Annotated in this window: 15 protein-coding genes; 7 read left to right on the top strand and 8 right to left on the bottom strand. The window is 34.1% G+C overall.

What is annotated here, in order from left to right; translation table 11 throughout:
* Nucleotides 1-38: 38 nt before the first annotated feature.
* Complete coding sequence (locus DFQ02_RS00350; RefSeq protein ID WP_116039011.1) at nucleotides 39-491, bottom strand: DUF1569 domain-containing protein; 453 nt, start codon at nucleotides 489-491, stop codon at nucleotides 39-41.
* Between the two features lie 137 nt (nucleotides 492-628).
* Between DFQ02_RS00350 and radC the strand changes: the two genes are divergently transcribed.
* Genes radC through DFQ02_RS00320 form a run of 6 tightly spaced genes read left to right on the top strand, consistent with a single transcriptional unit; the run spans nucleotide 629 to nucleotide 6,190 of the window.
* Nucleotides 629-1,327 (top strand): RadC family protein, encoded by a 699-nt coding sequence (gene radC, locus DFQ02_RS00345; RefSeq protein ID WP_116039010.1) that lies wholly within the window; start codon nucleotides 629-631, stop codon nucleotides 1,325-1,327.
* A complete protein-coding gene (locus DFQ02_RS00340) occupies nucleotides 1,328-2,629 on the top strand; it encodes a polysaccharide deacetylase family protein (RefSeq protein ID WP_116039009.1) in 1,302 nt (433 codons plus the stop codon).
* The gene (locus DFQ02_RS00335) at nucleotides 2,619-3,305 is read left to right on the top strand and encodes a YjjG family noncanonical pyrimidine nucleotidase (protein ID WP_116039008.1); all 687 of its coding nucleotides are present in this window, start codon (nucleotides 2,619-2,621) and stop codon (nucleotides 3,303-3,305) included. The genes DFQ02_RS00340 and DFQ02_RS00335 overlap by 11 nt, the downstream gene beginning before the upstream one ends.
* Nucleotides 3,306-3,337: 32 nt before the next feature.
* The gene (locus DFQ02_RS00330; protein ID WP_116039007.1) at nucleotides 3,338-3,898 is read left to right on the top strand and encodes a hypothetical protein; all 561 of its coding nucleotides are present in this window, start codon (nucleotides 3,338-3,340) and stop codon (nucleotides 3,896-3,898) included.
* Nucleotides 3,895-5,298 carry a DUF5723 family protein gene (locus DFQ02_RS00325; RefSeq protein WP_116039006.1) on the top strand — a complete coding sequence of 468 codons (1,404 nt, stop codon included), beginning with the start codon at nucleotides 3,895-3,897 and terminating at the stop codon, nucleotides 5,296-5,298. Before DFQ02_RS00330 ends, DFQ02_RS00325 begins: the two co-directional genes overlap by 4 nt.
* Entirely contained in the window at nucleotides 5,288-6,190 is a 903-nt protein-coding gene (locus tag DFQ02_RS00320) for a hypothetical protein (RefSeq protein ID WP_116039005.1), read from the top strand. Before DFQ02_RS00325 ends, DFQ02_RS00320 begins: the two co-directional genes overlap by 11 nt.
* A gap of 17 nt (nucleotides 6,191-6,207) precedes the next feature.
* On the opposite strand, the gene DFQ02_RS00315 is transcribed toward DFQ02_RS00320, so the two are convergent.
* Nucleotides 6,208-7,482, bottom strand: a complete 1,275-nt coding sequence (locus tag DFQ02_RS00315; RefSeq protein WP_116039004.1) for a replication-associated recombination protein A — start codon at nucleotides 7,480-7,482, stop codon at nucleotides 6,208-6,210.
* A 98-nt stretch (nucleotides 7,483-7,580) separates the two neighbouring features.
* Here DFQ02_RS00315 and DFQ02_RS00310 point away from each other — a divergent pair, with 98 nt between their 5' ends.
* Nucleotides 7,581-8,303, top strand: coding sequence for a rhomboid family intramembrane serine protease (locus DFQ02_RS00310; RefSeq protein WP_116039003.1), 723 nt, complete (start codon nucleotides 7,581-7,583; stop codon nucleotides 8,301-8,303).
* 5 nt (nucleotides 8,304-8,308) lie between these two features.
* On the opposite strand, the gene rlmB is transcribed toward DFQ02_RS00310, so the two are convergent.
* The 6 genes from rlmB to DFQ02_RS00280 all read right to left on the bottom strand — a co-directional run bounded on the left by rlmB (nucleotide 8,309) and on the right by DFQ02_RS00280 (nucleotide 15,820).
* Nucleotides 8,309-9,049 carry a 23S rRNA (guanosine(2251)-2'-O)-methyltransferase RlmB gene (gene rlmB, locus DFQ02_RS00305; protein ID WP_116039002.1) on the bottom strand — a complete coding sequence of 247 codons (741 nt, stop codon included), beginning with the start codon at nucleotides 9,047-9,049 and terminating at the stop codon, nucleotides 8,309-8,311.
* Between the two features lie 63 nt (nucleotides 9,050-9,112).
* Nucleotides 9,113-10,039 (bottom strand): hypothetical protein, encoded by a 927-nt coding sequence (locus DFQ02_RS00300; protein ID WP_116039001.1) that lies wholly within the window; start codon nucleotides 10,037-10,039, stop codon nucleotides 9,113-9,115.
* Between the two features lie 12 nt (nucleotides 10,040-10,051).
* Entirely contained in the window at nucleotides 10,052-10,450 is a 399-nt protein-coding gene (locus DFQ02_RS00295) for a hypothetical protein (protein WP_116039000.1), read from the bottom strand.
* Between the two features lie 258 nt (nucleotides 10,451-10,708).
* Complete coding sequence (locus DFQ02_RS00290; RefSeq protein WP_116038999.1) at nucleotides 10,709-10,912, bottom strand: hypothetical protein; 204 nt, start codon at nucleotides 10,910-10,912, stop codon at nucleotides 10,709-10,711.
* Between the two features lie 61 nt (nucleotides 10,913-10,973).
* Nucleotides 10,974-12,674 carry a SusD/RagB family nutrient-binding outer membrane lipoprotein gene (locus DFQ02_RS00285; RefSeq protein WP_116038998.1) on the bottom strand — a complete coding sequence of 567 codons (1,701 nt, stop codon included), beginning with the start codon at nucleotides 12,672-12,674 and terminating at the stop codon, nucleotides 10,974-10,976.
* Nucleotides 12,675-12,685: 11 nt separating this feature from the next.
* Nucleotides 12,686-15,820 (bottom strand): SusC/RagA family TonB-linked outer membrane protein, encoded by a 3,135-nt coding sequence (locus DFQ02_RS00280; RefSeq protein ID WP_116038997.1) that lies wholly within the window; start codon nucleotides 15,818-15,820, stop codon nucleotides 12,686-12,688.
* Between the last annotated feature and the right edge of the window lie 83 nt (nucleotides 15,821-15,903).

Genomic DNA, 15,903 nt, shown 5'->3' with positions numbered 1-15,903 from the left:
ATAAAGTATAAACCTTAATTGAACTCAAAATCAATTATTTAAACCCCAAACTGCCTTAAATGATGGTCTAAATGTTTGTATTGTGCTTGTCCCCATTGTTCTGTAGTAAAATCTCCAAAAAGCGGGTGTGTTACCCAATCTGTTTTATCTTTTAGAGTATGGAATTCGTTTACCAGTGCCACCAATTTATCTTTTTCTGTTTTAAATTTTGGGTCGTTTCTAACCATATATTCAGGAGCCGTAGGGATGTCTTGTTTCCAGGGTTTATCGTTGTAAAGACTGGATTTGAATAATTTGAAAATGAGCTTTTTCATAAACCCAAGATTGGCATTGAGTTGTTTGGTTCCCATGGCAACTTCAATGGGCCCGTGACAATGCTTCATCATTTGATTCACATTCATTTTCCCCCACTGCGGTTCTGTTGAACTTTGTAATTTATTGATTCTGTTTAAGATTTCTTGGTGTGTTTCTTTTTCAAATAAAGACTTCATAATGAGTAAGTGTTATCTACTGTGTTCGAAATTTACAAAATTTATCCTGTCTTTGGTCTACTGTCATCTGTCACTTCTATGTTTCCTACTACATATATTTACTTGCATTAAAATTATACAATATCTATATTTACTCAATGCCAGAAAAACCAACGTCATTCTCTATTAAAAACTGGTCGCAAGACGATCAACCCAGAGAAAAACTTCTTTACAAAGGAAGAGCGGCTTTAAGTGATGCCGAGTTAGTAGCCATTTTAATAGGTTCAGGAAACAGAGATGAAAGTGCCGTAGCTTTATGCCAGCGTATTTTAGCCAGTGTAGATAATAATTTAAGCGAACTTGGTAAATTATCCATTAAGCAACTCATGGAATTTAAGGGTATAGGCGAAGCTAAGGCCATTACCATAGCGGCTGCTTTAGAATTGGGAAGACGTAGAAGGGGTGAGGAAGCCCTAGAAAAAAAGAAAATTACGTCCAGTGTGTCGGTTTTTGAATTGATGCAACCCATCATTGGTGAGTTACAGCATGAGGAATTCTGGATTATCTATTTGAACAATTCCAATAAAGTTATTCAGAAAAACCAATTGAGTAAAGGCGGTATTACAGGAACCTTAGTAGATGTGCGGTTAGTCTTAAAAAATGCTTTGGAAGTTGGTGCAACAGGATTGATTTTAGCACATAATCATCCGTCTGGAACTTTAAAACCCAGTGAGGCTGATAAGCAAATTACGGCTAAACTTAAAAACGCAGCTCAAAGTTTAGACATAAAAGTTTTAGACCATGTAATTATAACAGAAAAAGCATATTTTAGTTTTTCCGATGAAACCATTTTATAAATGCTTTTAGTTTATACTCATAATATATCACCTAGAGTTAAATACGTTTTTAAACATATTTGTACCAGAGTTTTGGGAGTTGAGGTGGGTTTTACAACTAAAATAGAGGCTTTTATTGCACATGACAGCATAAAAATGTCATATACCAAACAACAACTTGGTAATGAATTTTTTGTGAGAAGTCATGATATCATGTTTGAGCAAGGTTTGTCTGATATAGAGGTTCATGTGCATGATTGGGATACAACAAAATGTTTCTTCTATATTGGAGAAAAGGGCACCATTCCGTTTGATATTTTCGCAGCTGCTTTCTATTTATTGTCTCGTTATGAAGAATACTTACCGCATGTAAAGGATGAATTTGGGCGTTTTACAGCCAAAGAAAGCTTGGGTTATAAACACAATTTTTTACACCAACCTGTTGTAGATATTTGGGCTTATAAATTTAAGGAAGCATTACAGAAGCAGTTCCCAGATTTTGAGTTTCCAATCATGAAATACCGTATTAAACCAATTATAGATGTTCCTAGCCCCTATAAATATAAACTGAAGGGTATTATGCGCACCATTGGGGGTACGTTTAAAGACCTCTTTGGATTTAAATTTAGGAGTTTATATATGCGTTTTACCGTAATTTTAGGATTTCAGCATGATCCACATGATACCTTCAAGTACGTCATAAACAGGCAAAAATCTAGTAAGTTTAAGTTTTTGTATTTCTTTTTAATTGGTGATTATTCAACATATGACAAGGGTGTTAATGCTAATAAGAAAAGCTTTGTGTCGTTAATTAAGCATGTTGCAGATTATTGTCATGTTGGTCTAAAAACTACTTATTTTGCCATAGACGATGCCTCTATTCTTAAAAAAGAAAAAAGACGAATGGAGGATATATTAAATATTCCGTTGCAAGCTTCAAGACAGTCTTTTTCAAGGATAAACTTACCAGAATCTTATAGAAATTTAATCGATTTAGAAATTAGGGAAGACTATACCATGGGATATGTGAATATAATTGGTTTTAGAGCTGGTTCGTGTACACCGTTTTTGTTTTATGATCTAGATTACGAAGTACAAACTCCGTTATTGATTAATTCCTATCATTTGATGGATTATGCCCTTTTACAAAACAAATCGTTATTAGATAAAAAGAAGGTTTTAAATGAAATTATAAACGAAGTAAAACAAGTAAATGGGGAGTTTGTCCCTGTATTTCATAACTACACTTTTGCAGATATAGGCAGATGGAATGGCTTTAAAGAGGTGTTTAATATTATATTAGATTCTGCCAATGAAAAATAACAAAGTCACTGATGTTTTTTTTGATTTGGATCATACGCTTTGGGATTTTGATAGAAATTCGGCCTTAACATTTGCCAAAATTTTCGACTTAAATAGCATTGATGTTAACATTGCAGATTTCCTTTCATTTTATGAACCCATTAATTTGCATTACTGGAAACTTTATAGAGAAGAAAGAATTGATAAGCAATCATTGAGATTTTGTAGACTCAATGATGCTTTTTTAGAGTTAGGAATGAAGGTTGATAAGGATGTGATTTTTAAACTCTCTGACGATTATATAACCTATCTCACTACTCATAATTTTCTGTTTGAAGACACCCATGATGTGTTGAGTTACCTAAAAATTAAATATAATTTACACATCATCACCAATGGTTTTGAAGAAGTTCAAAACAGGAAACTTACACAATCTAATATCAATCATTTTTTTAAAACCATTACCAATTCTGAAATGGTAGGGGTTAAAAAGCCTAACCCAAAAATCTTTAATTACGCTCTAGAAAAAGCGAAAGCTACCGTAGAAACTAGTATTATGATTGGTGATAGTTACGAGGCTGACATTCTAGGGGCTCAAAATGTTGGAATGGATGTGATTTTAGTGAGTGCTAATAAAGACAATAAAAACGGTATTAAACAAGTTACTAACTTAATAGAATTAAAACAATATCTGTAATTACTTAATTTTGTGTTTTAACTTGCCCAAATATGAAAAAGAGAATTTTTAACCTACTATTATTACTTACAGTAAACTTTGTTTTTTTATCCTGTACAAAGGATATTGATTTTAATCAGGTTAACGACTTTGAAGTTAGTCCGGTAATTGAATCAAGCCTTATATTTTTAGATGAACCTGCAAATCAATTTTTAGAAGATGGCGTTGAAATATCCACAGTTCAGGATTCAGTATTAGTCAACATTTTTAAAGATGACTTTATAAGTGAACACCTTGTTAAGGCGGAATTTGTTTTTGAAACTATAAATAGTATCAATAGGGGTGTAGAATTAAGAATTGATTTCCTGACAGATTCAAATATTCAATTACATAGCTTTTCTTTTGCTGTAGAGCCATCTACTAATAATACACCAATCATGTTTAACTATACTGAAGTATTTGAGGGCAGTACCCTTGCAAACTTTTTAGAAACCGAAAAGTTGCTTTTTACCTTAAGTCTGCAACAAGGACCAGCAATTAATGATGATACTCCTGGAAATATTGAATTAAAATCTAAAGGGGTATTTTTTTTTAATATTGATAACACACTATGAGAAGGTGTGCTTGGTTTGTTATACTTTTAGTGGGAGTTTCTTATGCCCAAAACAAACAAATCTTGTATGGTTTCACCGAGATTCCTCAGTCTCTTTTACAAAACCCAGGAGGTAAAATATCTAATGATTGGTATTTTGGAATACCATTATTATCTCATATTCATGCCAATGGAGGAAGTTCTGGAGTAACAATTTATGATTTATTTGCAGTTGATGGAGAGAACTTTAATACAAAGTTGGAAAGGGTTGTCTACAGTTTAAAACCAACAGATTTTTTTACATTTAATCAACAACTTGAGATTGTGTCAGGAGGTTTTGCTTTTGATCCTAGCTACAATAAAAATCAATATATAAGCTTTGGACTTTATCAAGAGGTTGATGCTATTATATATTTTCCTCAAGACTACGCTAAATTAGTTTATGAAGGCAATCAAAACAATATTAATAGACCTTTTCGCTTAGATCATTTAAATGGGACTTCAGAATTAATATCCGTCTTACATATTGGATATAACAAGGTTGTTAATGATAAATTTACTTATGGCATCAGAGGTAAAGTGTATAACAGCATTACTAATATAAATTCATTGAATAATAAAGGTACTTTCATAACAGTAAACGGAGACAATAATGTTTATGACCATATTTTTGATTTAGATTTAAGTCTTAAAACTTCCGGATTGGTTAATTTGACTACGGATTCAGATTTTGAAACGAAAGATATTACCAAGCAAATTTTATTTGGAGGTAATTTAGGCTTGGGGGTTGATTTAGGATTTTCATACCAAATTAATAAGCAGTGGTATTTAGATGGAAGTTTATTAGATATTGGATTTATAAACCATGGTAAGCATGTTGAAAATTATGAGTTAAAAGGAAACTATGTGTTTGAAGGAATCAATCCAATTTTTCCTGAAGTAGGTTCAGGACAAACAGCTGATGAATATTGGACAGAAATAGAGCAGGAGTTTGAAGACCTTTTCACTATAGATACTACAAAAACAAAATATACTACCTGGCGCCCTATAAAACTCAATACATCTCTTAATTATACCTTCGGCAAAAGAGTTAGTAAAGAGTGTGATTGCACTTTTGATGATTCAGGATATTTAAATAGAATAGGTTTACAATTATATGCTGTAAATAGGCCAAAGCTACCGCAAGTGGCACTAACAGCATATTATTACAGAAGATTATTAAACGGGTTAAGTATAAAAGCTGCTTATACATTAGATTCTTATTCGTTTTCAAACATTGGGATAGGAATGTCTGCCCAATTAGGAGGTATAAATTTTTATATAATGGCAGATAATTTTCTTAACTTTAAAAACATTTATAATGCGCAAAGTCTTTCTTTACAATTAGGCTTTAACTATATATTCACTAAAGATGAAGATTAAATTTACTTTACTAATTATTGCTTTTTCTACAGTTTTCTTTGCTTTTGCTCAAACTAATTTGAATAATTACAAATATGTCATTGTTCCAAATAGATTTGATTTTTTAAAGAAAAAAGATCAGTATCAACTAAACTCTCTAGCTGAATTTTTATTTAAAAAGCACGGTTTTAATGCTTTTTTAGAAGGCGAAGACTACCCTGAAGATTTAAAAAGAAATAGATGTTTAGCGCTTAGATCTGATGTTTCAGCAGAGTCAGGCATGTTTAAAACTAAATTAAAAATTGAGCTCAAAGATTGTAATGACCAAACTGTTTATACATCGCCGTTTGGTGAAAGTAGAGATAAAGAATATGAAAAAGCTTATAATGCGGCCCTTAGACAAGCTTTTGAAGGTTTAGGTAAATTAAATTACAATTACGTACCTAATAAAGGTGTTTCGTCTTTAAACTCAATATCAAGCACACCTCAAGAATCTGATGTTAAAAACGAAGTTTCTGAAGAAATTAAGGAGTTAAAAGCAGAAATAGAAACTCTTAAAAAGGCGAAGCAAACTGTTCAAGTTGAAGCTAAAAAAGAAGCTTTGGTTGTAATTCAAGAACCAAAGAAAGAGGTCGTTACTGCAGCACCTCCAAAGAACAATAATATTAAACCTACTAAAACTATTGAAGATAAGACCCCATCAGATGTGTTGTATGCACAACCAATTACTAATGGTTTTCAATTAGTGGATAGTTCTCCTAAAGTGGTTTATAAAATCAATAAAACAGGAATTGATAGTGTGTTTTTGGTTGAAGGGAAAAATGCCATAGTTTATAAAAAAGGGAATAGTTGGGTTATTGAGTATTATGAAGAAGACACCATGAAAACGGAAGCTTTAAATATTAAGTTTTAAGATTTTTAGACTAAATACTAGTAGTCATATTTGTCTTTCCAACGCCGTTTTAAAAAATCTTTTTGGGATTGCTCTCTAGGATTATTACCCGGGTTATAAAAAGTGGTGTTTTTTATTTCTTCAGGCAAAAATTCTTGTTCCGCAAAATTATTTTCGTAGCTGTGTGCATATTTATAATTTTCGCCATAACCAAGTTCTTTCATAAGTTTAGTGGGCGCATTTCTAATTTCTAGGGGAACACTTAAATCTCCAGTTTCACGAACCTTTTGTTGCGCTAAATTTATCGCAGTATATGCCGCATTACTTTTAGGGGAGCAAGCTAAATAGGTAGCACACTGGCTAAGTATAATTCTAGATTCTGGATATCCAATGGTTGATACGGCTTGAAATGTATTGTTGGCAATTACCAAAGCCGTTGGGTTTGCATTACCAATATCTTCGCTTGCTAATATTAATAACCTTCTGGCTATGAATTTTAGATCTTCACCACCTTCAAGCATTCTTGCCAACCAATAAACAGCACCATTTGGATCACTACCTCTAATCGATTTTATAAATGCCGAAATAATATCATAATGTTGTTCTCCAGTTTTATCATAACGTACGGTATTATTTTGAACTTTTTCAAGCACTAATTTATCAGTGATAGTAATATCACCTTCAACTGAATTCACAATAAGTTCAAAAATATTAAGTAGTTTTCGGGCATCACCCCCAGAAAGTCTTATAAGTGCGTTGGTTTCCTTTAATTTTATGTTTTTCTTCGAGATGATGTTGTCTTTTTCAATGGCACGTTTTAATAGTGTTTCTAAATCGTTTTTATCAAAAGCATTTAAAATATAAACTTGGCAACGGGATAATAAAGCCGAAATTACTTCAAAACTTGGGTTTTCAGTAGTCGCTCCAATTAATGTAATCCATCCCTTTTCAACCGCTTGTAGTAACGAATCTTGTTGAGATTTGCTAAACCTATGAATTTCATCAATAAATAAAATGGGGTTTTTAGTAGTAAATAAACCACCACTTTGTTTTGCCTTTTCAATAACATCCCTCACATCCTTCACTCCAGAATTTATTGCACTTAGTGTATAAAATGATCTGCCAGATTCTGTGGCAACAATGTTAGCTAAAGTAGTTTTACCCGTTCCTGGCGGCCCCCAAAAAATCATTGAAGGAATTAATCCCTGTTTGATACTTGGGGTTAAGGCACCTTGTTCCCCAACCAAGTGGGTTTGACTCACATAGTCCTCTAAGTTTTTTGGGCGTAATCGTTCCGCTAAGGGTTCATTCATAACTGTAAATTTACTCTAATTTTTCACATTGTCTAAGTTGGTTTCTGCCATTTTTACACAAAGCCTAAGTTTGGATAACTATTTGCTATCTTTAGTTTATGAACCAAAATGTACAGTTTAAATTCACTACAGGTGTTGTAGCATACCCTGTTTTTTTTGTGCTCATAATTTGGTCTGTACTATCCTTTGAAGTTCGTTTTAATGTAAACTTTAATGAATATGGTATATATCCATTAACATTAAAAGGATTACGAGGTATTTTTTTAAGTCCTTTTATTCATGGAAGTATAAAGCATTTATATCACAACACAGTACCATTGTTAGTACTTACCATGGCGCTTTTTTATTTTTACAGACAAATAGCATGGAGGATTATATTCTGGGGGATCATCATTTCTGGGTTTTTAACCTGGTGTATTGGCAGACCCTCATATCACATAGGAGCGAGTGGACTTATTTATGTACTGGTTAGCTTTACGTTTTTTAAAGGTATTTTTGCAAAGCATTATAGGCTAGTAGCATTATCTCTATTGGTAGTCTTTCTCTACGGAAGTATGGTGTGGTATGTTATGCCTATCAAAGATGGTGTGTCTTGGGAAGGACATTTATCTGGATTGATAACAGGTTTAATTTTTGCAATGTTATTTAAGCGACAAATTGCAAAACCCAAAAAGTTTGATTGGGAAGAGGAACATTATAACGAAGACCATGACCCTTTTCTAAAACATTTTGATGAAAATGGCAATTTTATTGAAAATATGGAGCCTGAACAAGATGAGCATGAAATTAAAATAAATTATACCTTCAAGGAAAGAAAATAATAACTTTAAATCGTCAATCTCTGTCTCACGGCTTCATATAGAAAGGCTCCGCAAGCAACAGAAACATTTAAAGATTGTATGTCACCCATGAGGGGTAATTTTGCTTTGGCATCCACTATTTTAAGTGTTGATGGGTTAATGCCTCTATCTTCAGACCCCATAATAATAGCACAAGGTTCTTTAAATGAGACATCGTATAAAGTATTCTCTGTTTTTTCAGTGGCAGCAATGACTTTGATACCCGAAGCCTGCATGTAAAAAACAGCATCTTTTATGTGATCAACCTTACAGATAGGAATTTTAAAAACGGCTCCAGAACTAGTTTTAATAGTATCCCCGTTTACGGGAGCACCACCTTTCTTCTGAATAATGATTCCATCTACTCCTGTACATTCCGCAGTACGGATAATGGCACCAAAATTACGAACATCGCTTAGCTGGTCTAACAACAAAAACAAAGGGGTTTTTCCTGATTCAATAACATTTAAAACCAAATGTTCTAAATCATGAAATGCAATAGGAGATATTTGAGCTACTGCTCCTTGATGGTTTTTTTTTGTAAGCCGGTTAAGCTTTTCAACAGGAACATAGGACGCGTTTATACCTTGTTTTCTAATTAAAGATTCTAATTCGGTAAATAGCTCGCCATGTAATCCTTTTTGTAGAAAAACTTTATCAATACTTTTACCCGCGTTAATAGCTTCAATAATGGCTCTAATTCCAAATATTTGTGTTTGGTTTTGCATGGCAGTAAAGGTATAAAAAAACCACCTTGTTAGAGGTGGTTTTTTTATTACAATACTAATTTATTAAAGTAAAGAATAAGTGGTAAAAGTTCTATTACCACTACCATCCGTTGTTTGGGTAAATCCAACTGGGTCTACATAACCAACAGCAGGATCAACAGTTCCTTCATAAATGTCCCTATTACCATCAGGAAGTGTAAGGACTAATTTATATGAGATTGGAGCAGTTACAAGCCCATTTGGATCCCAAATAGCAACTTCAACTATATAATCTCCATCAGGATAGTCTTCGTTGGCAGGATTATTAAAAAAGTCACCTTCAAATCTATCTCCACTTTCAGAGGACTCAAAAAGAGCAGTAAACGGATTGTCAAAAACATAAAGATCTAAATCATTTAAATCATAAGGTCCTTCCCAATCCAAACTTAATTTTAAAGTATTATCAGCAGGTGCCATATATAATGGACTGGCGAGATTGGTTTGAAGTAATGTTAGTATAACAGGTGCAGAAGTCATAGTATAAGGATCATCTACAGGTATGTAAGGATCAATTTTTACACCATCTTCATCTTCTCTTGGAGGTTGTTTGAGAGCAATGCCAGTAATACTTACAGAAAGAAACTCTGAAATTCCACTAAAAGGTGCTTCATTGTCAAAATTTGGCATAACAAAAGTAGCGGTGCCAGTTGTTGTACCTGCTGGAATAGTTATCTTAAATCTTTCCATATTTGGAGTCTGCGAAAAGGCATTAAAAAGCGAAGTGGCTGTTACCTCCAAAGTAGATTCTACATCGAAACTTTGGGGTAACGTATAAGTGAATTCAACATCGTCGCCATCAAAAGCTTCAGTTGCACTGATAGCAATGGAACCTACTAGTTCTACTTTAATCTCATCATCAACATAAGCTATGGAGTAGCTATCATCTTCACTGCAAGAGAATAGCCCTAAGCTTACAATCAATAATATTATATATTTTATACTGTTTTTCATATTGTTAATATTTTAGTTTTTTGTTAATACAAAGGCAAATTCTCCGTAAGTTCCTGTGAGGTCACTTGTTAGCCACTCAACATTTAAACTTATAACACCTACACATGAAAAGACTAAGCTACCTCCAGCATCAGTTGGAACTATCGGAACCCCATAGTCGTAGATTTCACTTGATGTAATATCGGTAACATTTCCAACATCATCCACTGTTACAATCATTATTACTGAGGTATTGTTAACAGCTGGGTTTGTTGTATTAAGAATGTAAAATTCATTAGGTGTCGAACCTTCTGTTACAGTAACTTGATCACCAACTTCATAATCATGCCATACGTCTAAAGTAACTGTCCAAGTTCCTGCCATTTTATCTGGTTCATGTGCAGCACAAGCTACAATGGTAGCAAACGACATAGCAGAAGTATAGCTAGCAAGATTTAAATTGGGCTCTGTGTTACCAATTCCTACAGCTTTTGTTTTAGTATCAAAAGTGGGATCGATGCCATTGAATACAACACCGTCATCTCTTGTAGCAAAACCAGTAAATTCAAAATTATCACCGTATGTAATGTCATTAACATCAATACCTATAGCATCTGCTAAGCTTTGGCTAGTATATGAAAAATTCGCAGGAAACGTAGTTGTGGTAAAATAGTTATCCTGTAAATAAACCTACCCACCTATAGTAGCTTTTAAAGCAACTGTATAACTTGCAACATTCCCCTTAGGGTCATAAATTTCACCCGAATATGAAATCCCTTGGGGATCACTAGCTGTGGCTGGAGGGCTTTGAACAAATCTAACAAAGGCACCGTTTTCTAACTCATAAAGTGCGGGGTTGGCAATAGTACTTTGATCTGTACATGAGAAGTTCATGGATGTCAGTACTAAGCATACTAAAAAATATTTTAATTTTTTCATAATTTAATTTTTTTTATTAGTCAATAAAACCTGCCGGATTGGTATCCCAAAATACCTGATCTGTGAGTTTTTTTTGATCGTCTACAGCATCTAGACTTGAATTAGTTGTTAATTCAGAGGATGGTAAAAAGAAACTTCTTGGGAATTCGCCACCACTTGCTAACACATGTGCCTGTAAATCTGGGTAACCTGTTCTTCTATACAAGTTGTAAGCCTCAATACTATTACCAAAACAAGCAATATAGTACTCTCTAGCAATAATATTCAATTTACCTTCGGCATCTGCAGCATTATATTCAGCCATAACTTCATCTACATAATCCATAATATCTGCATCATTCATTTCTTCACCACTCACTTCTTCAACTTTAGCAAAGGATAATTCCATGGCTGTTTTTAGTAGAGTAGCACTATCTCCAGTAGCTCCCATACCTTGCGGTGTAGGTAAAGCAGCCTCAGCAAGTAAGAAATGTACAAAACTAGCCGTTAAAAAGGGGCCAATACCTTCGCCACCAAGGTTAGAACTATTTGTTGTGGTAGGATTCACTGTACTTAAATGCTCTTTAATGTGCTCAGCGAGTGTTACTCCAGAAGAAGGATCGTAGTTAGCTGTAGCTATGGCAGTTTCTTCAGCTTGAGTCCCTGCGGTATCAAGGGCGCCACCACTAGGATAAATACCATAAGCCACACGTTGTTCACCATCGTTTTCAATACCTTCATCGTCACCATGGTCTCTACCATCATACCCATCGCCTAAATAGCAAAACCAACTTGCTCCGCAATGATCAACATCTTCGGTAACAGGGTCATTTAAATCTTGGCGATAAAAATAAAACGGTGTTCTGGGGTCTGGACTAGATTTAGTATTAAGTAGTAAATTCATGAAATCGTTACTTTGGAATACATTACCAGCATTGGTACCATCTGCATATTGTTGTTGAAAATTAGGATGTCTAACATCGGGGTTGGTTTCATTTGTCCCGAAGAGAACAACAAAATCATCCTTAGGGTCAGAAATAAAATTGCCAGCAGCTACTATCGCATTTAGATTTGAAACCATTTCTGGTGTTGCCACTAATTTACTCTGAACATACATTCTTAATTTTAAAGTATTAGCCAATTTTATCCATTTTTCAACATCACCATTATAGTATATATCTTCAAATAGGATAGAATTTTCCTTTTTTAAATTCACTATGGCATCGTCCAGCTGGTTGTACATGGCATCATATATAGAAGCACCATCATCAAGAATAGGGTTTGGAAATTCAGGATTAACCGCTTGGGAATAAACGGCTGTTCCAATAAAGTCAACCAAATTTACATAAGCATAAGCCTCAATAATTTGTCCTACACCAACATGTTGTGGTAATCCTTGAATGGTTGATAAATCTTCTAGGAAATTTAAATTGTTAGTGATGGCATAGGTAAATTGCCAAGGAACATCCATAGTATTAGGTGACGCACTATTAGCATAAGTACCAAACAGGTGGTTGTGCCTTACCATGGGTTCTACTATGCCTGCCAATGTAAAATGCTGCTGACCAAAAGTTCCCATTATAGAGTTTAATACAAAATTAGGATCTGCAGAACTTAATGTCAGTTCATTTGGATTATCTTGTAATTCTAGATTTGTAGTTTCACATGAAATAAATAGCATCGATATTGCCAATCCAAGTAAAACACAAAACGTTGTTATTTTTTTATATGTTTTCATTGCGTATTTTTTTAAAAGGTTAACTTGATGCTAAGTGAGTATTGTTTGTAAGACGGTGCATTTTGAAAATCTACACCAAATGTATTTCCTTGGCCAGTTAGTAACACTTCAGGATCTAAATTAAGGTACTTAGGTAAGTTAGGAGTATAATACCATAAATTATTACCAGATAAGGTGAAAGACATCGTTCCAAACGGCGTTTTCTCCAATAATTTTTCAGGCATGTTGTAACTAAGAGAAATATCTCTCAAACGTACTGTGGTGGCATCAAATACGGCATTTTCATCAACGTCCATTAGGTTTATAAAGTATAAATCATTGGCGCCAATTTGTATGTTGTTAGGTATAGGGTCTCCATTTCCATCAGTAAGAGCTTCTCCGGTTGCAGGATCTCCTAAAACACCAGGGATGATATATGACTCTTCTCTATTTTCAGTATCTCTAGTTACACCACGTCTTAATAAGTTTACAGCCGAGTTAGAATAAATGTCGCCACCATGAACATACTCCAACTGCGCACTTAAAGACCAGTTTTTATAAGTTATGGAATTTATAGTAGTGAACCTAAAGTCTTCGTTCGGATCTCCAATAATATCATTTGGAAGCCCAACATCTTCACTAAAAATGATTTTACCCGTAGTAGGATTTATCAATAAATTACCATCATCATCTTTAACGGCATAGTTTCCTCTAAACACACCAAAAGGTTCTCCATTTATGGCTGTATTCAGCGTGTTTCCATTAATACCTGCACCAGTACCTATCTCAATTAAATCTACTGGTAGATTATATACTGTTGATTCATAAGCGGTAAAGTTGTTATTTATAGACCAAATAAAATCCTCTGTTTGAATTGGCACTAAGTTCAATCCAATTTCAATACCTTTGGTCTCCACATCACCAGCGTTAATTTGGGTTAAAACAAAACCAGTAGAGTTTGGTAAGTCGGAATATAATATTTGATCTTCAATTCTCTTTGAGTATAAAGAGATATCAAAAGTTAACCGATTATTGAGAAATCTACCTTCAGTACCTAATTCATACTCCCTTAATTTCTCCGGGCCTAAATCAGGATTAGGTAAAAATGAATCTAAGGAGTTAAAAGCTACGGTAGAACCATCAAAAGGGTTTATCCACCCATTTCCTTGTGAGGTAAGTGTTGGGCGTGTTAAATAAGCAATTGGAAAACTTGCAGAGGATCCGTAACTGGCTCTAAACTTTAAATAATTTCCACCAAAGCCTTCAAAGGCAGATGATGGGATAAATGATAGTGCCACACTGGGATAAAAAACAGATTGATTGGGTTTTTCAACTGTAGAAGCCCAGTCATTTCTAGCCTGAACATTTAAATATAAATAGTTCTTATAAGCAAAGTCCATGGCTCCAAAAAGACCAATTCTGTTTTGCTCTGAAGGTGTAATAGCAAAACCATCTAATGTTGACCAAGCTGTGATAGGGGTAAATTCTCTAAAATTATCTAAATCTAAAACACCAAAAACAATTTGATCTAATCCTTGGACTCCATAAACATCTCTTATGGTGTTTTTGGTTTCAAAACCTAATTGGCCATTCATTGAGAAATCTCCTGCAAGGTCTATACTGTTTAAACCTAAAATAACGCGGTGGTTTTGAACCTTGTTGTAGTTGTCGAAACTTTGAATAAAACCTAAAGGATTTTCGTTTCCTCCTTTATTGGTATAATTAAAATTAAGCTCATTATACAAATCCAATCCATACGTATAAGTCAAATTAACTTTATCAGAAAATTGGTATTTTAAATTTGCGCTTCCTATAAAACGATCAGTATCTAAATTAAATCCTGAGTTTTTAACATTCCAAATAGGGTTTGTAATAGTAGTTCTATAATATACACTAGCACCAGTATTTGGATCTTGATAAGGCAAGTTTTGAATATCTAAGTTTCTAGGAATCCAAGTCAGTAATTGGAAAGTTGCTAAGGAAGGTCTATTTGTATCCGTATTGATGATATCCGCTTTAGCACTTAATGAGAACTTGTTACTTAGTTTAACTTCTCCACCAAATGATAAATTTAAACGTTTTAAACTACTTGATTCCACAAAACCTTGCTGATCTGCGTAACTTGCGTTAAAAGCAAACGATGCCTCCTCAGTCTTTTTAGAAACTAATACCGAAGTTGTGGTTCCTAATTCAGCATTAAAAAAGTCTGACACGTTATTTGGGATTGCTTTGTATTCCACAGTAGCACCTTGAAACTCAGGAAAAGATTCTGCAAATGCACCAATGGATAAATGATGTGGAACTATTTGACCATCAAAGGCTGCTCCCCAAGTACCAAAGAAAGTTGTATTTATGGCATTATCTGCCCCTTGCCCATATTTATTTTGATATTCGGGTAAGTTCGCTACCTCTAATAAAGAGGTGGTTTGTAAAAACTGTATTTCAAATTTTTTGTCGCGTTGTGTTGTAGAACCTGTTTTTGTAGTAATTAAAATTACACCATTTCTACCGTCTTCACCATATAGTGTGGAGGCCGCTAAACCTTTAAGTACACTTGTAGAAGCAATATTGTTAGGGTCAAGGTCAAAGGTACGATCACCTGTAATTGGAATACCATCTATAATGTATAGAGGTTGGTTATTACCAGTAATGGAGTTTTTAGAACGAATAATAACACTTGGTGATTGACCTAAAAATCCACCTGCGGTATTTACTTGAACTCCCGCAACTTTACCAGTTAACAATTTGGCAACATCGGTTTCGGGCTTGTTTTCAATGGCATCAGCATCAATGGTGGTAACAGCGTATCCAAGAGCTTTCTTTTCTCTTTTAATACCTTGTGCAGTTACAACCACTTCTTCAAGTGATGTTGCATCCTCTACCATGGTAACATTAATGGTGCTTGACGCTCCAACTGTCATCTCTTGGGTAGTGTAACCAACAAAACTAAAAACAAGTACACTACCTTGATTTACTGAGATTGTGTAATTGCCATCGAAATCGGTTGAAGTACCTGTAGTAGTACCTTTAACTAAGACAGTTGCTCCAGGTAGGGGGAGTCCGCTATTGTCGGAAACCGTACCCGAAATTGTCTTTTCTTGTGCAAAAGAAATATGCACAACAAACGCTAGTATTAGCGTTAGAATTCCACTAAACTTTGTTTTCATTTTATAATTATTTGAATTAGTCAGTGTCAAAAATCATAATAAAAAGTTAATAAAGCAATAAATAATGGTTAAAATTTGAAATT

The sequence above is a fragment of the Seonamhaeicola aphaedonensis genome, assembly GCF_003386195.1.
Lineage (GTDB): Bacteria > Bacteroidota > Bacteroidia > Flavobacteriales > Flavobacteriaceae > Seonamhaeicola > Seonamhaeicola aphaedonensis.
Note: the sequence above shows the minus strand (reverse complement) of the source record. Positions and strands in the feature narration are given on the sequence as shown.